Origin of the sequence: uncultured Ruegeria sp., from assembly GCF_947489545.1 — a bacterium.
Classification (GTDB): domain Bacteria; phylum Pseudomonadota; class Alphaproteobacteria; order Rhodobacterales; family Rhodobacteraceae; genus Ruegeria.
The window spans coordinates 1-23,905 of record NZ_CANLDZ010000023.1 but is presented as its reverse complement, the minus strand read 5'-3'; the positions used below and the strand labels follow the sequence as shown (position 1 = coordinate 23,905).

The following is a 23,905-nucleotide window of genomic DNA, read 5'->3' as shown; positions in this document are numbered from 1 at the left end:
TCATCCTCGTGGCCTCAGCAAATCAGCCAGCCCGTCACCCAACAATGAAAACCCTAGGCCAGTCAGTACAATCGCAATGCCGGGCATCAGGCTGAGCCACCAGGCGGTGGAGATAAAGTTGCGCCCTTCCGCGATCAGGACCCCCCATTCCGACTGCGGTGGCTGAGCGCCAAGCCCAAGGTACCCCAGCGACGATCCCAACAGAATTGCCAGCGCCATATCGGTCATCCAATAGACAATCACCGGCGTAATCGCATTGGGCAGCAGGTGGCGAAAGATGATACGCCGATCCGAGTAACCCATGACGATGCCAGCAGCGGCATAGTCATTGCCCATCTGTGCGATCACCTCGGCCCGCATCAGGCGCGCGTAGTAAACCCATCCGACCAAGGTGATGGCGATGTACATATTGATCAATCCCGGCCCAAGAACCGCAACCACGGCAATAACGAGAACCAGGAATGGGAAAGTGATGACCGCATCAACGACGCGCCCAAAAATCAGATCCGCGATCCCTCGGTAGTAGCCGACAAGCGCTCCGACCACGACACCGATCACAAGTGCAAACACGGTCGCAAGAACCGCCATCTGCATGTTCACCTGATACGCCCAGATCACGCGGGACAGACTGTCCCGCCCCAACAGATCGGTCCCAAACGGATGGGTCCAGGAAGGAGGTTGACGCACGGCCAGATAGTCAATGGCGTTGGGATCATACGGCGCGAAAATCCCGGGAAAAAGGGCCAGCATCACTGAAAACCCAATGATCAGAATTCCGACAACAAATCCCGGTTTGCGCAACGCCAACCGGATACGAGACGGCTGTGAGCGGGTGAAAACGGCATCACTCATTGCAGACGCATCCTTGGGTCAAGGCGGCTTTGAAATAGATCGGTCATCAGAAAGACAAACGAGACCAGAATGGCAAATGTCAGCGTCAGGCCCTGGATCAGGGGGTAGTCACGGGCAAAGATCGCCTCAAGCATCAACCGGCCCATCCCGGGTACTGCAAACACGGTTTCGGTAACCAAAGTGCCGCTCATCAGATTGCCAATGGACAAGCCCAGCAATGTAACGGTCGAGATCAGCGCGTTTCGCAAAACGTGGCGCCCAAGAACCAGCCGCGACGGCAACCCTTTGGCGCGGGCAAACTGGACGTATTCGGCATCGAGAACCTCGATAACCGCACTGCGAAGATTCCGCATGATAATGGCCGATGTGTACAGCGCGACTGTGATAGACGGTAGGAACAGATGATAAAGCCTTTCACCGAAGGTGTCGCCATACCCACCTACCGGGAACAGTCGCAACTGTGCTGCCAAAAATGTCAGAAGGACCAGCCCGATATAGAATACCGGCATCGACAACCCGATCTGGAACACTGTGCGGATTACCGCATCCGGCCAGCGCCCACGATTAAGGGCCGCAACAAAGGCCAGTGGTCCGGCAATCAGCAGCGACAGTGCAACCGAGTAAATCGTCAGGAACACGGTGATTGGCAGACGATCCGCGATAACATCGATCACATCCGTGCGCATCAGGATTGATTGACCCAGATCTCCCTGAACCGTGTTGCTGAGAAACAGCCAGAACTGCACGAGCATCGGCTCGGTCAGACCCAACCGTTCGCGTATTGCCTGAATATCTGCGTCAGACGCACGATCCCCCGCCATGGCAATGGCCGGATCGCCGGGCAAGAGGCGCACCAGAAGGAAAATGATGATCATGACCAGAAAGAAGGTCGGGATCATCATCACGAGTCGTTTGAATATATAGGTCAGGCTGGACACAGCTCGCTCCGCACTAATACCCCGCCGAACCTCTCCGGCGGGGTACGGTCATCCGCTGTTAACGGCTGACGGTTGCTTCGTCGAAGATGTTATTGCCCAGCGGTGTCTGAACATAACCTTCAACCGCTGATCCCAACGCGACTGCAAAGGGGGTCTCATACATGAACAGCAAAGGGGCCGCTTCGGCATAAAGCTCCTGCATCCGAGCGAATTTGGCTTTGCGGGCATCGGCATCCATTTCCCCAGCCGCTTCATCAAACAGAGTGTTGAATTCGGCGCTTTCCCAGCCGGTTCCAACCGCCTTGGCTGTTGGCGTATGCCCTAACCAGCCGACAACCTGACTTGGATCGTTCACATCATTAACCCAGCCATATGTGTGGATGTCGAATTCACCCGAACGGTTCTTGGCACCGCGCGTTGCACCATCGACTTGCTCAACCACCAGATCAATGCCCAGCGGCGCCCACATCTGCTGCAACGCCGCAAAGATGGTGGCGTCATCGGCTGATCCGGCCAGCGTCGTAAACGTGATCTGCGTACCCTCGCCTACCCCGGCATCAGACATCAGCGCTTTGGCTTTTGCCATATCATAGGCATAAAGCGGGCTCAGATCGTCGGCATATTGCGTTGCCTTTGCCATCAAAGGCGAGCTCATCGGTTGACCCGCACCATGCAGCACGAGCCCGATCAGAGCCTCTTTGTTAGTCCCGTAGTTCAGCGCTTGGCGCACGCGGGCATCAGCCAGCGGGTTGGGTGAGCCATCGGCGCGGGCTTCACGGGTATTGATCGGCGAATAGATGATCCGTGTCGACGGGTAGAGCTGCATGTCGATGTTAGGGTCGGCCTCAAGCTCGGAAACGCGGCTGAACGGAATGAACTCGGCCGCATCCACTTCGCCAGCCTGAAGGCTCAAAATTCGGGTCGCATCGTCTGGAATGATCTCAAAATGTACGCTGTCCAGATAAGGCAGCGGCTTCCCGTCTGCGCCCATGCGCCAGTAGTTTTCATTGGCACAGAAATCCATCGATGAACCCTGTTCGAAACCGCAAAGATAGAACGGGCCGGATCCGACACCTGCAGTTTTTGCAGCAAAGATTGCAGCGGATTTGTCCTGATCCGTTTCACCGGCCGCTGCTTCAAACGCAGCTTTTGACACGATTGCAGTGTTGAACGTGGCCAGCATCGAAAGGATCGTCGGGTCAGGGCTTTTCAGTGCAATCGTGATTGCAGTGCCATCCGCCGACACAGTGTCGATCGACCCCAAAAGACCAGCCCAAGGGCTTAGATCAGGATTGCGCGCACGGTCGAGGGAAAAAGCAACGTCATCACCGGACATAGCCGAACCATCCGCAAACAGGATACCCTCGCGCAATGTCATCGAAACGGTCTTGCCATCTTCTGACACCGAGAAGCTTTCCGCCAAACCCGGTTCGACCGAATTGCCATCGGCAGTGCCGCGCAACAGCGTATCAAACAGGCTGCCGACCATCCAGATATCAGGGTTGCGATCCGCATAGATCGGATCGATCAAACGCGAGCCGTCATAACGCGCAAAGTTCAGTGTCCCGCCCCGTTCCTGTGCCAGTGCTGGCAGTGCCAGAGTGGCGGCAACGGTTGCTCCCAATACCGTTTTCATCTTCATTCTATTCTCCTCCCGCAAACAAAAGATTTGCTTGAGGCGACCATAGATGATTCTTAATTTTACTAAAGCTTTTTTTAGTCACAGGTGAAGTTTTGCAACTGCGACCTCCCCGCAAAGCCGCAGACTAGACTTGTGCTTTAACCAGTAGGAGCACCGGAATCGTTTATAGGTGAAGTGGTTACCCAAAGTTCCACGGCTTCTACATCCCCCAGAACAACCGAAAAATGACGAACAGACGTATCGTGGTGAACCACGTCACCCGGAGACATGATAAATACTTTTTTACCCAGATGATATTCCAACCGACCTGAGATCAGATAACAAAACGCCTCGCCGTCGTGACACATCTTTTCTGACACATGACCTGGCGGACGGTGCACTATCTGCGGATTGAACAATGCACCCGCGAAACCCGGTCCGAGTTTTTCATAAAACCGGCCTCTTGTGCCCAGCGAATATGTCTGCCTACTGTCCTGAGCCACGTATTCGGTAAAGACCTCAGGCACACTGAGTAGCTTCTCTATACTTGTCTGAAGCGCAGCTGCAATTGACATCAGCGAACTGAGGGAAGGTGAGCTCAAACCGCGCTCGACTTGCGATAGAAACCCCGTGGTCAGGTCTGTGGTCTGAGCAACCCGGTCAAGCGTCAACCCCATTGCCTTGCGCCGCCGGCGTATCGCCTGACCCAGCTCGGTGGGTTGCCCTTTGGGCTTGGTCTTGTCGCGCGCCGTCGGAGCGTTCATGCCCTGTCTCCTAAGAAATCCAAATTGTCGGGCATTCAACCGGATCAAGGACAAAAGGTCAAAAATAATTTAGTGGAAGTAAAAATTTTAGGGAAATACGTCGCGAAGACGCCACCAACCCGTAGCTCAAGTTGACAAACAAAGCACCCCGCCTTTGCCCGCGTCAATGAATATGCGCATAAGTTTCGCAATTCGCCGAAACTTCACAGAACGAAAGCTAACACTTTCAAACAGACATACAAACCACTGCACAGGCAACAAGCGTCGCACAAAACCATTTCGCAACCGATCACCGATCTATGGATTGAAGGCGATCGTTTGAAATCAGGTCGCGTATAGTCTGATCGATCTAATCAGCATGTGGGCTCACCACCTAGTTACCAAGCATTCCTTTTAGGCTTTGACGGGCTTGTAGCGACTAACGCGCCAGAGTTCTGGGGCGGGTGAACCCCGTTTGGAATGGGCCCCTTAACCGATCTTTCAAAACCAGAGGATCGGGTTAAAGTGCGAATGAAGATTAGGCACCATCAAGGTCACTTTGCCATCTGAACAGACAGGAAATCCTCATTTGACAATGAACTCAACGCAATTGCTCTCCATCGCTGAAGTGCGGGCGCTGTCCAAATCGGTCTTGATGTCGGCAGGCATGGACGACCACGGAAGCGACGTGATCGCTGACATCGTAATGTGCTCGGAACGGGATGGCCCGCGCAGTCATGGCCTGCGGAACCTGCCGTTCTATGTGCAAAGCTTCGCTTCGGGTTACGCCAATGCCACTGCAACCCCAACGATTGAACGCATTGCATCCGGCGTACTTCGTGGAGATGGCGACAACGGCTACTATCAGATCGCGGCCAATAAAGCCCGCGAAGACCTGATCGCACTTGCCCGCCAGAACGGTATTGCGGCCTTTACCTGCGCCAACTGCCATCACCTTGGGGCCCTGCGTTTCGACACAGAGCCACTTGCCGAAGCCGGGCTTGTTGCACTCGCGGTCGTCAATTCATTGTCACTGGTCGTGCCTCACGGCGGTTTGCGCCCTGTTTTCGGCACCAACCCGATGTCTTTTGCGTGCCCACGCGACGGTGCCGCACCTGTGGTCTGGGACCAGGCCTCATCAACCATTGCCTTGATGGATATCAAGATGGCCGCCGCCGAAGGTCACACCCTGCCTCAACCTGCCGGTCTGGACGCGCAAGGGCACCCAACCGCTGATCCCGATGCCATTTTGGAAACCCGCAGCTTGTTACCGTTTGGCGCGCACAAAGGTGCAGCCATCGCCTTTCTCATCGAAGTTCTGGGAGCGGCCTTGGCGGGCGGGGCACTCTCGGTCGATAATGAGCAGCGAGAAGCACACGGCGCACTGAACATCAAAGGCGGCGCGACATTGATTGCGATCGATCCAACCCGTTTTGGCAATGTTGCCTTTGACGACTACATTTCTCGGATCTGTTCCGAGATAGAAGGCAATGGTGACGCAAGAGTTCCCGGTGACGGGCGCTTGAAAAACCGTGCCGACGCCGAGGCCAAAGGCGTCGCCGTCAGCGAGAATCTTCTGGCGCAGCTCGAAACATTGATGTCCCAAGGGTAACTTGGCCGACGCAAAGGAGCACTTCCCATGAGAATTGAGCCATTTGGCGTCGAAATCTGGATGAACGAATGGGAAACCAGATGCGATTGGAATCTCGCAGAAACATGTGTGGAAAGCCTGACGATCCAGGAACTGCTGACACTGACCGGCCGAAATGCAAACGATCTGTCGGATCTTCTGGACATGAAGATGACCTATGGCGCAATCGAAGGGTCTGACCGTCTGCGCCGGGCCATCGCCGCCCTGTATGACGACCAATCTGTCGAAAACATCATCGTCACCCATGGCACAATTGGTGCAAATATGTTGGTGCACAGAACCCTAGTCTCGACCGGGGATCGGGTGGTGGCCATTGTACCAACCTATCAACAGCATTATTCAATCCCTGCCAGCATCGGCGCAGATGTGCATCAGCTGCAATTGCGCGAAGAGAATGCGTTCCTCCCGAATCTCGACGAGCTGCGCGACTTGGTAACGCCAGACACGCGGTTGATTGCACTCAACAACCCAAACAATCCAACCGGCGCGCTGATGGACCGGGCAATGCTGGAAGACATCGCGGCCATCGCTCGCGCTGCCGGTGCGTGGGTTTTGTGCGATGAAGTCTATCGCGGCACGGACCAGACCGGCTCGGGCATGACTGAGTCGATAGCAGATATCTATGAAAAGGGCATCAGCACTGCGGGTATGTCCAAGGCCTATTCCCTTGCTGGGTTGCGTTTGGGCTGGATCGCGGCCCCCAAACAGATAATCGGGGCCGTAACGATCCATCGCGACTACGATACGATCTCAGTCGGCATGATCGATGATCACTTTGCAGCGCTAGCGCTGGAAAACGCAGGCAAGGTTTTGGAACGCAGCCAGAGGATAACCCGTAGAAATCTGGGAATCCTGCAGGCCTGGGTGGCGCAAGAGCCCAAGGTATCCTGGGTTAAACCGGACTCAGGAACCACTGCATTGCTGAAATACGACCTACCGATCAGCTCTCGGGACTTTTGTGTGAGGCTGCTACAGGAAACAGGCGTCATGCTCACACCGGGCTCAGCCTTGAACATGGAAGGGTATGTGCGCATCGGCTATGCAAACGGATCTGATATCCTCAGGGAAGGGTTATCCCGCATCTCTGGCTTTCTGTCCAAGCAAGGGCGGGATGATTCAACTTTTGCATAGCAATAGCCTTAATGTCCGATGACACGGCTGGATGCACAACTTCAAATTGCATTTTAGAACGCAGCCGATCCCCACCTGTTCTGGCAGAGGTCGCGCATTTATTTGGCTTTTCCAGCCAAAGCAGCAATACACAACCCTATTTATGATGGACAGGCTGGGCGCAAACGATAGACAGAATCTCGCTTAAAATCAGTTACAATGCGCACGTTTTTGCCGATTCCGGCGCGCCGAAAAGGACTGTCGGAAGCACGAGCAAAAATTAATGCATCATATATGTGCATTTAATCCTCGGGTTGTTATCTACGCTTTTACCGCTCGTAGAAGATACAATCTTAAGTTGAGGAATAATCACCATGCCCGATGGCACCTTCACTCAATTTCTCTCTGCACTTCTCGCATTCGAATCCGGTTGGGATCGGGACAGATACGACTCTGGCGCCATTCAGGATTGGCAGCTTGACACATGGGCCCAAGGCTCTGTCACCGCTTTCTTTCCCGGCTATGGCAGTTGGGGGGATCTGAGCGACAGCGAGTGGGAGGCAATGGCCTATCGCTCGACAAACTCATTGGGGTTCGTCGGCTTTCAATTCGGCGAGGCGTTGTTGATTGACCTGGGCTATTATGACGACGATGAATTCTACGGCAACGGGGCATCGACCAACACCTGGGATGGCACTTGGACTGGGAAAAACGGCGTTAACTCGCTGGACGGTTTCATGACGAAAGGGGCCCAGACGGTCGCCATCCAAGAAGCGTTTGGCTACAATCTGGAAGTCATTGAGAACGGCCTTCAGAATGCCGGGCAAAGCCTGAACGATTTCATCGGCCGGACTACAACCTATACCGATGGGACCGGCGCAACAATCACGATCGAATTGACACTGACCGGGATACTGGCCGCCGCCCATTTGCGCGGGGCCTACGGCACACTCAACCTACTGCTGGGCGGCGCGGTTTCGACGGATGAATACGGCACGTCGATCCTGCAATACATCGACCAGTTCGGCGGTTATGACAGCCCGGCGGTCAGCGACATGATCGCGTTTTTTGACGACCGGAAAACTGGCGATGAAGGGTTGGGCGCGCCCAGCAGGACGACCGGAGGCGGAACAAATGTTGACGGAGGAGGCACGGCAAATGTCGACAAGGACAGTGCCGATGTTGTGCTCAAATGGTCTTACGGGTCGGACACTCAGATCGACAATTTTGATCCGGCAGCGGATACAATTTTTGTCGACTGGATATCAGCGGCGGATCTGGTGATCACCGAGACGAACGGGTCTGTTGTGTTTTCAATCCCTTCCAATCAGCAATCGCTGACACTGACCGGAGTGACCCTGGCTGACTTGTCGGCAGACAATTTCACTATTCTGGACGGCACTGCCGCAGAAGAAATCCTTGGTTTGATTGGCGACGGCACATCCAGCCCCACACCTGAACCTAAGCCAGCGCCCAATCCTGATCCCGAGCTAACGCCGGGACCAAACGCATCAGGCGACCCCTTCGGCAACCCTGAGATAACCCAGCAAAACGCCGATGTGGTGGTGACTTGGGCGTGGGGCTCCAGCGTGGTTGTTGATGATTTTGTTCCGGCAACCGATACGATCTTCTTTGATTGGATTGGCGCTGATGCGCTTAATATCTCCGAGGTGAACGGCTCGGTCATCATCGCGATTCCATCCAACAATCAGACGATCACGTTGCAAGGCGTCACGCTCGCCATGCTCGAGGCCGGAAACATCAATGCGCTGGACGCCACAGCCCGGGACGAGCTTGCGACGTTGATTGATGCGGATGACAGACACGGTGGCGATCATGGACACACCCATATGCATGTGGTTGTCGGGTATGGTACTCCGGGGCAAGTTATTAGTGGTTTCATGCCGGGAATGGGCGATGTCATCGAAATCGACGCAGATGTCGCTGCAAACGACTTCGAAATATTCGAAGAATCCGGTGACGCACTGGGCCAGACTGTACGCGTAAGCATCACCTTAGATGGCGTGACCACGCAGACCATCTTTACTGGTTTTGGCCTGGAAGACCTGAGCATCGCCAACTTCTCCACGGATGCTCAGCCGGTCCTGAACGAGATCGCGAGTGCAATCGGCCAAGAGATTTCGACCCCAAACAGCGGCGGCTATACCCTGACCTATGATGCTGACGGATCAAACCCTGCCGAAGTCACGGGCAGCACAGAGGCAGGCGGGCGCGTGTTCAAAGCCGACAGTAACGCCGATGACATAACCGACTTCAACTCGGCAGTTGATCAGTTGGATTTCGGCGGCACCTCAGTCCACGGCATGATTGTAACAAAATCGCCCGCAGGCGAAATCGTGATCGACAGCCCTTGGTCGGAAGCCGCCCAGATTGTGCAGGGCGTGACCTATCAGGACGTGACCATCGACAGCTTTGGTGTCGTCGGCAATGAACATTTTCGGCAGGACATGGGCGGCGTGATCTCGTGGGAAAAAGGTGTGGGCCCGCGTGAAACGGATACTGTCTATATCCGCAGCCACGAATATGGTCGAACGGAAGTGATCGACAATTTCGACCCCAAGTCGATGAAAATCAGCTTCCTCTATTTTGGCACGCGAGAACGTCTGTCGGTTGAAGACACGGCAGATGGCCTGGTGATCTCGACCCTGCCCAGCGGTCAGAGCTTTACCCTGACCAGCGTGTCCAAAGCAGACCTGATCCCGGGTCTGGTGGAGTTTCACTTCGACCAGGTGATGGAGGATAACCTAGAGTCACCCTTCGGCTTTGACCAAAACGATGTGACGCTAGTGGACCGAACGGAGCTGTTAACCCCGGAAGCCCCTGCTGGAGCGACCACCGACGGGTTCCAGACACGCACCGGCGACCTGACGGGCAGCATCTATGACGACGGAGCCGGTCCTGACGACAACGGCAGCACACCACCTGACAACGGGTCGGGCGGTGCAGGCGCTGGGGTCTTCGTTACACTGGGCGTTGGGGTTGATGTGGTTGGAATTGATTGGAACTGGGGTGCTCAAACCCGTGTCGAAGGGTTCGATCCGTCAGAAGACAGCTTTGATTTCAATGCGCTGTCTGGTGATCATCTTGCACTGCGTGAAGTCGGCGGGAACCTTGAGATAGAAGTGCTTGGAAACGGGGGAAACATCACCACTTTGGTGGGCATTCAGGCCGAAGATCTGACCCGCAGCAACCTGCTGGCGGACCCCAACAACTCTATCCTGGATGACAGCAGCCCGCTGTTCGCACAACTGACCGATCTTGGCTTCGATCCCCTGGCCTAAAGGTAAGTGCGGGGGTGGTATGTGCCGTTCCCGCTTCTTCATGTGGGCCTTGCCAACAACAGGATTGATGTGGCCAGAAGATGCCGCCTTCTGGCCTTATTACCTGCGGTTTTTTGCTCGAAACGAATTACATTCTTGGCATTGCTGAACCAGCCTTCTAAACGCGGTACGGCGCAAAGCCTGTGCTGATTGGTATGGAATAAAACATTGAGACCAGAAACCGGTATGTCCACGGCCCCGCGCCATGAGCTGCGCAAAGTGCGCAATCAAGGCGTCACCTTTCTGGCCCTGGCGTTTCTGTTCAGCGTTTTTGTCAACCTGCTGATGCTGACGGGTCCTTTGTTCATGCTACAGGTGTATGACCGGGTCCTCGGGTCGCGCGCGGTCGAGACATTGACCGCCCTATTCCTGCTGGTTGCGCTGCTTTATGCATTGATGGCGATGCTCGATTTTGCCCGCGGCCGTATCGTCGCGCGGTTTGGCGCGCGTTTTCAGTCGCATCTGGACGAGCGCGTTTTTGACGCGACACTGCGCCGCTCATTGTATCCGCAGGCACGATCTGCCCCGGCAACCGCGCTACGTGATCTTGAATCGATTCAGAACCTGTGTTCGTCGCCAGTCTTTCTAGCAGTGATGGACATCCCCTGGACACCGGTTTTTCTGGCCGCCATTTTTCTGTTCCACCCGCTGTTGGGGTGGCTTGCCGTGACAGGCGGCGCCTTGCTGGTCATCATTGCCTTGTTGAACCAGGCTCTGACCCATCGCAAAGTGGCCGCGGCTCAGGCCGCATCAGCCAAGGCCAACGCGTTCTCCGAACACGCGAGACAAGCGGCCGAGGTCGTACGCTCGCAAGGCATGCAAGAGGACGTCACGCTGCGCTGGCTGAGCCAAAGGTCCAATGCCTTGAGCCAGACTATCGCGGCCAGCGACTGGACAGGCAGCTTCACCTCATTGACCAAGTCGCTGCGGTTGTTTTTGCAATCTGCAATGCTGGCGCTGGGGGCATGGCTGGTCTTGCAGAACGAGATGACACCGGGCGCAATGATCGCCGGGTCTATCTTGCTGGGTCGCGCTTTGGCGCCGGTCGAACAAGCTGTCGGGCAATGGGGGGTGATTGAACGTGCCCGATCTGCTTGGACCTCGTTGAACAAATTCCTGGACCAAACCCCGCCTGAGGTTGCACGAACCAAACTGCCAGTTCCTGCCGCGAACCTCAAAGCCAAGTCCCTGACAGTTATCCCACCTGGTTCAAACACTCCAACGCTGCGCAACGTGACCCTAAGCCTGGAACCTGGCAAAGCGCTGGGTGTGATTGGCAAAAGCGGATCTGGAAAGACGACGCTGGCTAAAGCCCTGTTGGGATTGTGGCCTCCGGCGGCCGGTGAAATTCGGTTGGGTGGCGCGACGCTGGACCAGTATGATGCAACCGATCTAGGACGCCACATTGGCTATCTTCCCCAACAAGTGACCCTGTTCAACGGCACCGTTGCCGAAAACATTGCGCGTATGTCCGAAAACCCGGATCCAGAAGCAGTGGTTGCAGCGGCCAAGAAAGCCAATGCGCACGAGCTGATCCTGACTTTGGAAAAAGGCTACGACACCTTTCTCGAAGGCAATGACAGTCAATTGTCCGGTGGTCAAAAGCAGCGCATAGCATTGGCCCGGGCGCTTTATGGCGATCCGGTTCTACTGATCTTGGATGAGCCGAACTCGGCACTGGATGCAGATGGGACCGAAGCCCTGAATGCCGCGGTGCGTGGGCTCAAAGCCGCAGGAAAATCAGCGATCATCATGACGCACCGACCTCAGGCAATTTCGGAATGCGACGACTTGGCGGTTGTAGAAAAAGGCCAGCTTGTGAAATCAGGTAGCCGTGACGAGGTTCTAAACGCCATGGTGCAGAATGCTGGCGCCATCAAGCGCAAGCTGAGCCCGGTAGTAGGTGAGTGATGGCAAATCAGACACAGAAAATGACGCGCCCTGTTTGGCGCATCAGGGTGCCGGCCATGGTCGGCTTTGCCGCGCTTGCTATTCTGGTTGGTGGCTTGGGTGCCTGGGCCGTCAAAACACGATTGGCCGGGGCCATTGTGTCGTCTGGTGTGATCGAAGTGCAAAGCAATCGGCAGGTGGTTGAACACCCCGATGGCGGCGTCGTGGGCGAAATCTTTGTTCGTGACGGTGACGTGGTAACCAGTGGCGACTTGCTGCTACGGCTTGATGACACGTTCCTGTTTTCAGAACAGACCATTGTTGTGTCACAGCTTTTTGAACTTTTGGCGCGCCGGGCGCGGCTGGAGGCCGAGCGCGACGGGACGTCTTCGGAAGATCTGGGCATACGCCTGCTTGAAGTCCAGCAAGAGAATAATATTGGTCCCGACCTGATCGCCGGTCAGCAACGACTGTTTGATGCGCGGCTTGAATCCATGGCAAAGCAAACCGAACAACTCAACGAGCAGCGCGCCCAGATCGAAAGCGAGATCGAAGGAACCAAGGCGCAACTTGTTTCCTTGCGACGTCAGGTCGAGCTGATTCAGGACGAACTGGAAGACCAACAAAGCCTGTTGAGCCGTGGTTTGACGCAGGCCAGCCGTGTTCTTTCGCTACAGCGCGAAGAAGCGAGCCTAAGCGGTGAGATTGGTAGCCTCGAGGCATCCGTAGCCCGGCTGAGAGGCCAGATTGCGGCGACAGAAATTCAGATCCTGGAACTGACGGCGACCCGCCGCGAAGAAGCAATTACCACCCTGCGGGACGTGCAAACACAGGTCTCGGAACTGTCAGAACGACGCCTGTCCCTCGCAGAACGGCTGTCGCGTCTGGATATCCGCGCGCCGGTTTCCGGAACAGTTTACGACAGTCAGGTTTTTGCACTTCAGTCTGTCATCCAGCCCGCCGAACCCATGATGTATGTGGTACCACAGGATACCCCGTTGCTGGTTGCTGCCCGCGTTGATGCCATTCACGTCGATCAGCTGCATGTTGGCCAACCTGTTGCATTGAGGTTCCCGGCGTTCAATCAGCGTGAAACCCCAGAGATTGACGGCCAGGTTCTTAACGTGTCGGCCGATACATTCACCGATGAACAGACCGGTTTTACGTTCTACCGGGCCGAGCTGGCCCCGATTGATGGTCAGATCGAGCGTCTGAACGGCCAGGCTTTGTTACCCGGAATGCCTGTTGAGGCGATGATCAAAACCGACGAGCGCACGCCCTTGTCTTATCTAATCAAACCGATGGCCGACTATTTCAATCGCGCGTTCCGGGAATAGGCAAGAACGCGGGTCGAAGTGACAAGGGGCACAAAATAGGAGCCCTATCGCTGAATAACGGCATTTTCCCACTCTGACAGAAACTTCTTCCTCTTCAATTTGTCCAGGAACGTCAACAAGGCCGGGTCCAAAGCGATCGTTGCCCTTTCATCTACGCTATCATCAGTCCCCAACAACGGAAGCGATGGCGCGTTGGTGGAAGACCGGGTCTTCTTCGCAGTTAGCTGGCGAACAAATGCCTCTGCCGCATCGGGCTCGGGCGTCCCGTTCAGCACCATTGCGGTGCGCATCATGGTCGTCTGAAAATCGGAGGGCAGCACGATCTCAAATGCGTCCTTTCCTTCCGTGCGCGCTGCGGCATAGCTGCCCAGTACGTTGTAAGCGACTGCAATCGTCCCATCTGTCAGATCGTTGATCATCTCGCCGGAACAGCAATACAGACGTACATCCAGGCTGCCCAAGACCTCCATCAGTCGCCAGTATGTCTCAGAGGCGCGGGCGTCCTGAGTGGCAAACAAATATCCCAATCCTGATTGACGAATGTCGTATGTGCCCACTTTTCCGCGAAAATCATCGGGTCTGGCGCGAAGTATCTCGATCAACTCTTGCCGCGTTTGCGGCGTCGCCCCCTCAGCAAAAGCAGCGCTATTTATGACGATTGTTGCAGGCTCGGACGTGAAAGCAAAAAGACTGTCATGCCACTGCGCCCAATCCGGGTTTGCAATGCTGTCTATTGCTAATGCATATCCGTCATTTGCCAGTTTAAGCTGCAAATCCATCGCGCTGGATATCGCAATGTCAAAGGCATCGGGCGTTGCCCGGACCTGACGGTCAATGTCAGCCGTTCCCGTCACCAGATACTCGACCGAAATCGATGGGTTGCCCAGAATGAAATCTTCGATCAGAGGCGCAAACAATGCAGTGTCAGTACTGGATATTATGCGCAGTTGAGGCCCTTGCGCTGCTTCATTAAAGACCCGTTGATCTTCCCATTCCAGCGCCAGTGCGAAGCAAGGAAACAACCACAGAATTACAGAGATAAGATAACGCATGCGCCGCCCTCGGGTTGGTTCATCAGAACAAGCGTTCCGCCATGCGCGGTTGCCACATCCTGCGCAATGGTGAGCCCCAAACCTGATCCAATGGTTCCGGTGGCATTCTGACCACGCTCAAATCGCCGGGTCAGTGTTTCGATCTCATCAGGTGGAAACCCCGGACCTTGATCACTGACTTTAACCTGAACACAAGGGCTCGCGGCAACTTCGATTGTCACCGTGCTGTCCGCCGGGGCGTATTTCAGTGCGTTGTCGATCATATTGCGCGCAGCATTCTGGATCAGGATCGGGTCACCAGAATACTGAACCGCGGAATCGCCCACCAAAGATAAGGAAAGATCTTTCATTTCGGCGATCGGCGTCAAACGCTGAACCAGTTCCGCCATAAGATCGACAAGGTCAAGATCTTCGCGCTCAAGGTGGTCCGCCCTAAACGTGATCATGGCGTGGTCCAAAAGTTGACCCGCCGCGCGCGAGCTTTCGTCGATTGCGCGGACCATGGATCGCAATGCTTCGCGGTTTTCTTCTTTTTCGACCCTTTGCAGCGTCGCGTCCGCGTAGGACCGGACTGTTGCCAGGGGCGTGCGGACCCTATGCGCTGCCTCGGCAATGAAGTCTTCCGATTGGCTGAGTGATTGGTCCAATCGACCCATAAGAGAATTCAGGGATGTGACCAAAGGCGCCATTTCCCGGGGCACAGGTTTTCTGAATGGGCTTAAATCTTGTGGTCCGCGGCGCGTGACCGAGGTTGTCAGCTTGTTGAGCTGCCCAATCGTTGCCGATGTCGCCCAAACGGACAGTACTGTCGCAAGGGCAAAGAAACCCAACCCCAGATAAGCGGCATTGCGGGAAATCTGGTCCATTGTTTCAGACAACGCGTCCTGGGTCTGCCCAAGCGCCACTTCGATTTCGGTCTGTTTTCCAAGACCTACAAGTGTTCGGCTGGTGTTTACTTGCCGAACATTTTCGCCGCGAACGGCACCTGATCTGAAAGCCCATTTGCCGCTAATAGGAGCGTCGGCCAAGGGCAGGTCATCGTATCCGGACAGAAATTTGCCGTCCTGAAAAATCGCATAAAAGACCCGGTCATCGGACGGCGTCGTCAGCATCGAAAATGCCGCATAAGGAATATCAACCTCAAGCTCACCGTCCCTCAGCGCAGCTGCATCCAGGATTGAGGTCACCGAGGCCTCGAGAATACTGTCCTGACCTTGCTGAGCCACCCGGGCCGCATAGTTGCGCACCGCAAAGAACAGAAGAAGCGCCAGGATCGCTGCGCCGCCAATCAGTGTAAGAACAAGCCGGTTCCTGAGTGACCCTGAAACCGTGAGATCAGCTGACATGATCCAACCTGTATCCCAGCCCGCGCAGTGTGGTGATTTTCAGGTCCGAGTTTTCCAGGTGTCTGCGCAAACGGCCAACATAGACCTCGATGGCATTGTCCGACACGTTGTCATCATAGGAAAACAACCTGTCCGCCAGCTTTTGTTTCGAAAACACCTGTCCGGGCGCGTTGAAAAACAGCTCCAGCAAGCGCAACTCGCGATTCCGCAGCGACACCGTGTCGGACCCGACCAGCAAATGACCCGCGACCGGGTCAAAAACGATCCCGCCGATCTCGATCGTCGATTTCACGATCCCTGACTTACGCCGCAGGACAGCCCGGCATCGGGCTTCAAGTTCGGCATGGTCGAAAGGTTTGGTGACATAGTCATCAGCCCCCAAATCCAGCGAACCGATTCGATCCGAAACCTGACTGCGCGCAGTCAGAACGATCACAGGCGTGTCCAAATGACTTGCGCGATGCTGTTTCAAAAAGTCACGACCATCCCCGTCAGGCAGCATGATGTCCAACAGGATAAGATCATACTCTTCGGTTTCTACAAAAGCGGATGCATCTCCCAAATTCGCTGCATGATCAACGACATGCCCGTCTAATCGCATGCGCGAACTGATCGCGTTTGCGAGGTCCAGATTATCTTCGACCAGTAAAAATTTCATGGGGCTCAAGCAGTTTTTCTGCGCATGACAGGTTGATGTCAGGTTGATGTGTTTTGGTTCGGATTAATCTGAGCCGTCAATCGGCCGATTGTCAAATGGGAGGACATCATGACGAATTTCACACTGGGCCGTCGGGCCCTAATCGCAGCTGTGGCTGCTTTTGGTCTGACTGGGCCAGCATTGGCCGACGGTCATCAGGTTGTGGACAGCATCCACTTTCTGATCCCAGGCGGCGCAGGCGGCGGCTGGGATGGTACCGCACGTGGCACCGGTGAAGCGCTGACCAATGCAGGCATCGTGGGCACCGCGTCATACGAAAACATGTCGGGCGGCGGCGGCGGCAAAGCAATCGGGTTCCTGATCGAGAACGCCGACAGCAACCACGGCACCCTGATGGTCAACTCGACGCCAATCGTTATCCGTTCGCTGACCGGTGTCTTTCCACACAACTTCCGTGATCTGACGCTGGTTTCCGGTACTATCGGGGATTACGCCGCGATTGTTGTGGGCAAAGACAGCCCAATCAATTCGATGGATGATCTGCTTGCCGCGTATGACGCCGATCCGTCGGCGACAGCCATTGGTGGCGGTTCTGTACCAGGCGGCATGGACCACCTGGTCGCGGCCATGGTCATGGAGGCAGCGGGAAAAGACGCACTTGGCGTCAAATACATCCCCTACGATGCAGGCGGCAAAGCCATGGCAGCTCTTCTTTCGGGTGAGATTGCGGCGCTGTCGACCGGATTCTCGGAAGCCGTTGACCTGTCAAATGCAGGTGAGGTCAAAATCATCGGCGTTACTTCGGATGAGCGTGTCAATGCGGCGCCCGAAGCCATGACAATGAAAGAACAGGGTATCGACACAACCTTCGTAAACTGGCGCGGTTTCTTCGGAGCGCCCGGCCTGCCCGAGGACAAGCTGGTCGCGTATCAGGAAGCCATCACTGAAATGTATGCCACGCCCGAGTGGGAAGAGGTTCGCGCACGGAATGGCTGGGTCAACATCCACAATTCCGGCGACGACTTCAAAGCTTTCCTGGAACAGCAGGAACAGCAGATCGGCGATCTGATGAAGAAGCTGGGCTTCCTCTAAAGACACAACTGGCAGAGCGGACCGCCGCTCTGCCATACGAATACTAAACAAAACGAAGGGGGGAGTTATGGCGCTGGACCGTTGGATCGCGCTTGTTCTGCTGGGAATATGTTTGACCTATGGCTACGCGGCCTGGTTCACCATGGACAGCGGCTTGCCCCCGTTCATGCAACGAAACCCCATCTGGCCAAGCACCTTCCCCAAGGTTCTGTCGGTTTTGGGTATCGTCGCAACAACCATTATTCTCTTGGGCTTTGAAAAAGCTGAGCCAAAAGAAGCGGATATCGATTATCGAAAGCTGGGTGAGTATCATCTTGGTCAGGCGCTGCTGCTGCTGGCATTGATGGTTGTCTACGCGCTATGCTTGCGGCCGGTAGGTTTTTTGATCTCGACTTCAGCCTTCCTGTTCTTCGGGTCCTACATTCTTGGTGAACGCAAGTGGCACGTCATGCTGCTTGTTGCTTTTATAGCAACCGGCTCTGTCTGGTATCTGGTCCAGGAAGTTCTTGGCATCTACATGCGCCCCCTGCCGGGCCTATTCGGAGGCTGACATGCTTGAAGGACTTCTGATTGGCCTGCAAACGGCATTCTCTCTGCAAAATCTTCTGATGGTCGTTGCCGGGTGCCTGATCGGTACATTCATCGGTATGCTCCCGGGTCTTGGCCCGATGTCGATCATTGCCATTATGATCCCGGTCGCCATCTCGATGGGCGACCCATCTGCTGCACTGATCTTGCTCGCAGGTGTGTATTATGGCGCGATTTTTGGCGGATCAACCTCGTCCATCCTATTGAATGCGCCGGGGGTCGCGGGCACCGTTGCCTCCAGTTTCGACGGGTACCCCATGGCGCGTCAGGGCAAAGCGGGCAAAGCGTTGACCATTGCCGCCATTGCTAGTTTCGCAGGCGGCACACTGGGTGCGATATTGCTGATGGTTTTTGCACCTGCGCTGTCGTCAGTCGCGTTGTTGTTCCATTCGGCCGAATACTTCGCTCTGATGGTCGTTGGCCTGTCTGCAATTGCGGCATTTGCAGGGACGGGCCAAGTGGCCAAGGCGCTTATCATGACCATATTGGGTTTGATCATGGCCACGGTGGGCGAAGGCGCGTTGTTCAATCTGCCACGCTTCACAATGGGTATCATGGACCTGCAGTCCGGCTTTGGCTTTATCACGCTCGCAATGGCGATGTTTGCACTGCCCGAGGCCCTGTTTCTTGTTCTCAAGCCCAAGAACCTTCAGGGGGACGACGGCGAAATCAAAGACCTGCGTATCACCAAAGCCGAGGCTCGGGCGATCTCGCCCGTTATTGGTCGGCAATCTGTCCAAGGGTTCTTCATAGGCGTATTACCGGGTGCGGGCGCAACAATTGCCAGCTTCCTGGGCTACGCGGTCGAACGTAACATCGCCCCAAAGGCCGAACAGGAAGAATTCGGAAAGGGTTCGATCAAGGGGCTGGCCGCTCCGGAGGCTGCCAACAACGCAGCCTGCACAGGCTCGTTTGTGCCGCTTCTAACACTTGGCATACCGGGATCGGGGACAACAGCCATACTTCTCGGCGCGTTGATCGCATTGAACGTCACACCGGGCCCGCGCCTGATGATCGACGAGCCGCAGATCTTCTGGGCCGTAATCATGTCGATGTTCATCGGCAATCTGGTGCTGTTGATCCTGAACCTTCCGCTGATCCCATATATCGCAAAGGTACTGGCGGTGCCGCGTAACTATTTGATCCCATTTATTTTGTTCTTTACCTTGATGGGCGCCTATATTGGGCAAAACAACGCTACCGAGTTGCTGATACTGGTTGGTTTCGGTGTGTGCGCCACGGCGCTGAAGTTTGCCGATTATCCGTTGGCACCGTTGCTGATCGGGTTCATCCTTGGCGGCATGATGGAGGACAATTTTGCGCGCTCAATGCAGCTGTACGATGGGGTTTCCTTTATTTGGGAACGACCCATGACACTGGGTCTCTTGGTGATTGCAGCGCTGCTCGTCCTTCTCCCAAGCTATCGTGCGCGACGCGCTAGGGCGCGGGCGGCAGGTGTGGCTGATGGCGATTGAACCACTCTAAGGCATGCGGGTCTTGATCTAACGAACGTTCTGACTGACCCGCATTGCCAACTGGAGCTGATGGGCGCAGGTGTCATCAAGGTTGAAGGCCACGAGAGCGGGGACCCTGCGTATGACCTGATCACTCAAGGGATCAGCAGCGCCATGCATTCAAACTCTAACACACAAGCTCGACCTACTATCTGCGGCGATCGGCCCCGCCGTCCTTGCGCATAGTCAGCCCGATACGTTTGCGAGGCACATCAACCTCGACAACACGCACTTTCACGACCTGACCGGCCTTCACCACATCATGCGGATCTTTCACAAACCGGTCCGCCAGTTGGCTGACATGAACCAAACCGTCCTGATGCACGCCGACATCGACAAAGGCACCAAAGGCGGCGACGTTTGTGACGGTCCCTTCCAAAACCATTCCGGGTTTGAGGTCAGTGATCGCTTCGACCCCGTCCGTAAAGGAAGCTGTCACAAAAGTCGGCCTTGGATCTCGGCCTGGTTTTTCAAGCTCGGAAAAGATGTCCTTTACTGTAGGCAATCCGAATGTGTCATCCACGAACTGGTCTGCCCTCAGCCCGTTCAAAGCCCCGTCATCGCCCATGATCTGACGGATATCGCGTCCGCAGGCCGCGACCACCCGGCGGGCAACATCATATGCCTCAGGGTGGACCGACGACGCATCCAGAGGCTCTGCCCCATCACGAATACGTAAAAACCCTGCACATTGCTCAAAAGCTCGGGGGCCAAGCTGGGCGACGTTCAGAAGATCTTTGCGCGATTGAAACGGGCCGTTGATATCCCGGTGCGCAACGATGGCTTCGGCCTGCGCCGGGCCAAGACCTGAGACGTGCGACAGTAGTGGTGCAGATGCCATATTCAAATCAACGCCAACGGCATTTACCACATCTTCTATTACAGTTTCCAAAGACTGGGACAGGCGGTGTTGGTCAACGTCATGCTGGTATTGTCCGACACCGATGGATTTCGGTTCAATTTTGACCAATTCGGCCAACGGGTCCTGCAGCCGCCGCGCGATAGACACCGCACCGCGCAAAGAGACATCAAGGTCAGGGAACTCGCGCGCAGCCAACTCCGAAGCCGAATAAACCGACGCGCCAGCCTCGGAAACAACAACCTTGGTCGGAGCCTTCACGGAATTGGGAAGCATGCTAAGCGTGTCCGCCACCATCCGTTCAGTTTCACGGCTGGCAGTGCCATTGCCGATGGCAATCAACTCGATCTGATGCGAGGAGATCAGGTTCAGGATCGCAACTTGCGCCCCGCGCAAATCCTTTTTGGGCTGAAACGGGTAAAGAGTGTCCGTGGCCACAACTTTCCCCGTGGCATCAACCACGGCGGCCTTCACTCCCGTTCGAATACCGGGATCCAATCCAAGCGTCGGCCGTGCGCCTGCGGGGGCCGCAAACAGCACGTCTTTCAGGTTCCGTGAAAACACCTGAATCGCTTCATCCTGGGCCCGGCTTCGCAAATCCGCCATAAGCTCGACCATCATGGACAGCGACAGCTTAACCCTCCAGGTCCACCGCGCCACTTTGCGCAGCCATTTATCGCCCGGGCCATCGCCCCGTGTCTGCAAATGGGCCGCCACAATCGTTTCTGCCCGCGCTGCCCCGGTTTCAGGTTCGGGTGCGATATCCAGCGTGACGATGCCTTCTTTTGACGCCCGCAACATCGCCAGCGCCCGATGCGAAGGTACTTTGGACCACAGCTCAGAATGATCAAAGTAGTCGCTGAACTTGGCCCCTTCTTGTTCTTTGCCTTCAATGACCTTCGCGCTCAGGAATGCTTCCCGCTGCATGAAACTGCGAAGCTCACCCAACAGGGCCGCGTTTTCCACCATTTGTTCGGTCAGAATATCGCGCGCACCGTTCAAGGCGTCCTTGGTCGTCGCCACAGCCTCGGTCACAAATGACTGCGCCAAAATCTCGGGGTCCGCGTTGCGATCTGCAAGAACTGCGTCAACCAAAGGTTCAAGCCCGTTTTCCCTGGCAATCATTGCCTTGGTACGGCGCTTGGGCTTGTAAGGAAGGTAGATGTCCTCCAACCGCGCTTTGGTGTCAGCTTGCGCGATGGCTTTGGTCAGATCTTCAGTGATCTTGCCCTGATCTCGGATCGATTTCAGGATCGCGTCACGCCGCGCTTCCATTTCGCGCAGATAGATCAGCCGCTCGGACAACGTGCGCAATTGTGTATCGTCCAATCCGCCTGTCATTTCCTTCCGGTATCGGGCGACAAAGGGCACGGTAGCGCCTTCGTCCAACAGTTTTACCGCTGCATCTACCTGATCAGGTCGCGCGTTGATCTCGCTGGCGATGGTGCGGGATATGCGGTCCAATGCGACCTCCTGAAACGTGGTTGGAGGCACTTCTTAGCCACCCGGATCAGAGAGGGAAAGGGTGTCCCGGCTGCAATTTAGAACTTTGGTGATATGAGCCGGAAACTACTTTCGGTAATGTCCGGTTGGACAGCCCAAATCCATCTGGGATCTAACCGCAGGCCCCGAGGGGTCCACCGTGTCTTGCACCTGATTACTCCTGTTTGGCGCAGTCGCGGATCACAAAGTGCTTTGTTGTCGTCTCAACAACCTCCCAAAACCCGCGAAACCCATTGGGAATCATAAAGCTGTCGCCCGTCCGGAAGTCCTGCCGTGTTCCGTCTTCATGGATCAGCGCGCAATGACCCGTGATGATGTAGCAATACTCATCCTTGTCCGTGAACGCATGCCATTTGCCGGGTGTCGACGTCCAGGTACCGGCTGACATGGCCCCGTCTGGACTTGTAAAGTGAAGACCAACTTTGTGATAGGGATCACCTTCGACCACACGATCTGGAAGATCGGCAAGTCGCCGTTCGCTTTTGCGTGCCGGTTCATCAAACAGGTTAATGACATGTATGTTCATAGCTTCACCAATCCATCAGAGTTCAGTTTCGTTTTCTTCACCACAAGTTGCCTTCGGCAGATGTCGCCAGCTCACATATGGAGGTAGTAGACACCCGCTAGCACAAACAATGCGATAAAGATGGTTTCGGCCACGATCAGAGCGATGGCCTGACCTCCAACATCCAGAATCCGCTTGAGCGAGGTTTTCATTCCAACCGCAGCAATCGAGATGAGCAATGCCCAACGGCTCAGGCTCGCCATGGCTTCTGAAACCACCGCCGGGATCACCCCGAACGAGTTGAGAGCCGCAAAAATCAGAAATCCGACAACAAACATAGGCAAAATCGGCGGGCGCTTACCTTCTTCTTCTGCGAAGTCAGCGTGGCGTCGAACAAGGGCAGAAATAACCAGCACCACCGGCGCAAGCATTGCAACCCGGATCAGTTTGACCATCGTTGCGACTTCACCCGTCTGGTCAGAGACCGAAAAGCCCGCACCAACAACCTGGGCGACGTCGTGGATTGTGCCCCCCAGAAATACACCTGAAATCTCGTCGTCAAACGCAAAGGTCTCCGTCAGGATCGGATAAGCAATCATCGCTACGGTCGATAATACTGTAACCGAAAGAACGGTGAAAATCAGGTTGCGTTCCGAGTGTTCGTTCTTCGGCAAAATAGCCGACAACGCCATGGCGGCTGAAGCTCCGCAAATTGCCACAGAACCGCCCGTCAGAATACCAAATCGCCAGCCGCGCCCCAGCAGCCGAGCACCCAGAAGCCCGAACAATATGGTCAGGATGACACCTGCAATCACAACCGCGATCAACTGTGGCCCTAAGCCGATCATCAATTCGATCGAAATGCGCGCGCCTAATAAAGCGACACCGAACCGCAAAACAGTGCGTGCCGTGAAATCAATTCCCGCTTTGCATGGACCCGACTCATCTTCCGCCAGAAAATGAAACGCGATACCCAGCAACAGCGCCATAAGCATTGCTGGCGCTCCGTAATGTTCTGATAAAAACTGTGCAGCGACAGCAACGACGACGGATACCAGAAACCCGCGGCCATTTCTGCGCATGAATGATTGCACCCAAGATGTGGGCGAGTGAGATGCATTTGACGCCTGCATCGTATTTCCTTTGTGAATTTTGTGCTGTCCTGATCGAAAAAGCACAGGCCACCCCGGGCCGCAAGCCGGCCCGGGTAAATGTTGGATTACCCTTACTACGCTTGTATTTGAGGTGTCATGTCGTTTGCGCTGACGCCTGCGACTGCGACGGGTTTTTTCATGGCGTCGCGGC

The 23,905-nt window shown here is 55.4% G+C and carries 18 protein-coding genes; 8 read left to right on the top strand and 10 right to left on the bottom strand.

Features of this window, described 5'->3' with window-relative positions:
• The 4 genes from Q1B13_RS22830 to Q1B13_RS22815 all read right to left on the bottom strand — a co-directional run bounded on the left by Q1B13_RS22830 (nt 1) and on the right by Q1B13_RS22815 (nt 4,175).
• The gene (locus tag Q1B13_RS22830) at nt 1-852 is read right to left on the bottom strand and encodes an ABC transporter permease (protein WP_299084634.1); all 852 of its coding nucleotides are present in this window, start codon (nt 850-852) and stop codon (nt 1-3) included.
• Nucleotides 849-1,790, bottom strand: a complete 942-nt coding sequence (locus Q1B13_RS22825; protein WP_299084637.1) for an ABC transporter permease — start codon at nt 1,788-1,790, stop codon at nt 849-851. The genes Q1B13_RS22830 and Q1B13_RS22825 overlap by 4 nt, the downstream gene beginning before the upstream one ends.
• Before the next feature lie 58 nt (nt 1,791-1,848).
• Nucleotides 1,849-3,432 carry an ABC transporter substrate-binding protein gene (locus Q1B13_RS22820; RefSeq protein WP_299084640.1) on the bottom strand — a complete coding sequence of 528 codons (1,584 nt, stop codon included), beginning with the start codon at nt 3,430-3,432 and terminating at the stop codon, nt 1,849-1,851.
• Nucleotides 3,433-3,569: 137 nt separating this feature from the next.
• The gene (locus Q1B13_RS22815) at nt 3,570-4,175 is read right to left on the bottom strand and encodes an XRE family transcriptional regulator (RefSeq protein WP_299084642.1); all 606 of its coding nucleotides are present in this window, start codon (nt 4,173-4,175) and stop codon (nt 3,570-3,572) included.
• A 574-nt stretch (nt 4,176-4,749) separates the two neighbouring features.
• Between Q1B13_RS22815 and Q1B13_RS22810 the strand changes: the two genes are divergently transcribed.
• The 5 genes from Q1B13_RS22810 to Q1B13_RS22790 all read left to right on the top strand — a co-directional run bounded on the left by Q1B13_RS22810 (nt 4,750) and on the right by Q1B13_RS22790 (nt 13,483).
• Nucleotides 4,750-5,766 carry an Ldh family oxidoreductase gene (locus tag Q1B13_RS22810; RefSeq protein WP_299084676.1) on the top strand — a complete coding sequence of 339 codons (1,017 nt, stop codon included), beginning with the start codon at nt 4,750-4,752 and terminating at the stop codon, nt 5,764-5,766.
• A 27-nt stretch (nt 5,767-5,793) separates the two neighbouring features.
• Nucleotides 5,794-6,936 carry an aminotransferase gene (locus tag Q1B13_RS22805; protein ID WP_299084644.1) on the top strand — a complete coding sequence of 381 codons (1,143 nt, stop codon included), beginning with the start codon at nt 5,794-5,796 and terminating at the stop codon, nt 6,934-6,936.
• A 353-nt stretch (nt 6,937-7,289) separates the two neighbouring features.
• Nucleotides 7,290-10,217: a hypothetical protein gene (locus Q1B13_RS22800; RefSeq protein WP_299084647.1), complete on the top strand. Its 2,928-nt coding sequence runs from the start codon at nt 7,290-7,292 to the stop codon at nt 10,215-10,217.
• A 225-nt stretch (nt 10,218-10,442) separates the two neighbouring features.
• Complete coding sequence (locus tag Q1B13_RS22795; RefSeq protein WP_299084650.1) at nt 10,443-12,167, top strand: type I secretion system permease/ATPase; 1,725 nt, start codon at nt 10,443-10,445, stop codon at nt 12,165-12,167.
• Nucleotides 12,168-12,187: 20 nt separating this feature from the next.
• Complete coding sequence (locus tag Q1B13_RS22790; RefSeq protein WP_299084653.1) at nt 12,188-13,483, top strand: HlyD family type I secretion periplasmic adaptor subunit; 1,296 nt, start codon at nt 12,188-12,190, stop codon at nt 13,481-13,483.
• A 44-nt stretch (nt 13,484-13,527) separates the two neighbouring features.
• Here the strand turns inward: Q1B13_RS22790 and Q1B13_RS22785 are convergent, their stop codons facing one another.
• Genes Q1B13_RS22785 through Q1B13_RS22775 form a run of 3 tightly spaced genes read right to left on the bottom strand, consistent with a single transcriptional unit; the run spans nt 13,528 to nt 16,539 of the window.
• Complete coding sequence (locus Q1B13_RS22785) at nt 13,528-14,535, bottom strand: ABC transporter substrate-binding protein (RefSeq protein WP_298937484.1); 1,008 nt, start codon at nt 14,533-14,535, stop codon at nt 13,528-13,530.
• The gene (locus tag Q1B13_RS22780; RefSeq protein WP_299084655.1) at nt 14,514-15,881 is read right to left on the bottom strand and encodes a sensor histidine kinase; all 1,368 of its coding nucleotides are present in this window, start codon (nt 15,879-15,881) and stop codon (nt 14,514-14,516) included. The genes Q1B13_RS22785 and Q1B13_RS22780 overlap by 22 nt, the downstream gene beginning before the upstream one ends.
• On the bottom strand, nt 15,871-16,539 hold the full coding sequence (locus tag Q1B13_RS22775; RefSeq protein ID WP_298937482.1) for a response regulator transcription factor: 669 nt from the start codon (nt 16,537-16,539) through the stop codon (nt 15,871-15,873). The genes Q1B13_RS22780 and Q1B13_RS22775 overlap by 11 nt, the downstream gene beginning before the upstream one ends.
• A 108-nt stretch (nt 16,540-16,647) precedes the next feature.
• Here Q1B13_RS22775 and Q1B13_RS22770 point away from each other — a divergent pair, with 108 nt between their 5' ends.
• The 3 genes from Q1B13_RS22770 to Q1B13_RS22760 all read left to right on the top strand — a co-directional run bounded on the left by Q1B13_RS22770 (nt 16,648) and on the right by Q1B13_RS22760 (nt 19,694).
• Nucleotides 16,648-17,631, top strand: a complete 984-nt coding sequence (locus Q1B13_RS22770) for a tripartite tricarboxylate transporter substrate binding protein (RefSeq protein ID WP_299084658.1) — start codon at nt 16,648-16,650, stop codon at nt 17,629-17,631.
• A 67-nt stretch (nt 17,632-17,698) separates the two neighbouring features.
• Nucleotides 17,699-18,181, top strand: coding sequence for a tripartite tricarboxylate transporter TctB family protein (locus tag Q1B13_RS22765; RefSeq protein WP_298937480.1), 483 nt, complete (start codon nt 17,699-17,701; stop codon nt 18,179-18,181).
• Between the two features lies 1 nt (nt 18,182).
• Entirely contained in the window at nt 18,183-19,694 is a 1,512-nt protein-coding gene (locus Q1B13_RS22760; RefSeq protein ID WP_299084661.1) for a tripartite tricarboxylate transporter permease, read from the top strand.
• A 187-nt stretch (nt 19,695-19,881) separates the two neighbouring features.
• On the opposite strand, the gene Q1B13_RS22755 is transcribed toward Q1B13_RS22760, so the two are convergent.
• From Q1B13_RS22755 to Q1B13_RS22745, 3 genes are all read right to left on the bottom strand, one after another.
• Nucleotides 19,882-22,056 (bottom strand): Tex family protein, encoded by a 2,175-nt coding sequence (locus Q1B13_RS22755; RefSeq protein ID WP_299084664.1) that lies wholly within the window; start codon nt 22,054-22,056, stop codon nt 19,882-19,884.
• Nucleotides 22,057-22,249: 193 nt separating this feature from the next.
• Complete coding sequence (locus Q1B13_RS22750) at nt 22,250-22,621, bottom strand: cupin domain-containing protein (protein WP_299084666.1); 372 nt, start codon at nt 22,619-22,621, stop codon at nt 22,250-22,252.
• A gap of 71 nt (nt 22,622-22,692) precedes the next feature.
• The gene (locus tag Q1B13_RS22745) at nt 22,693-23,682 is read right to left on the bottom strand and encodes a YeiH family protein (RefSeq protein ID WP_299084669.1); all 990 of its coding nucleotides are present in this window, start codon (nt 23,680-23,682) and stop codon (nt 22,693-22,695) included.
• Between the last annotated feature and the right edge of the window lie 223 nt (nt 23,683-23,905).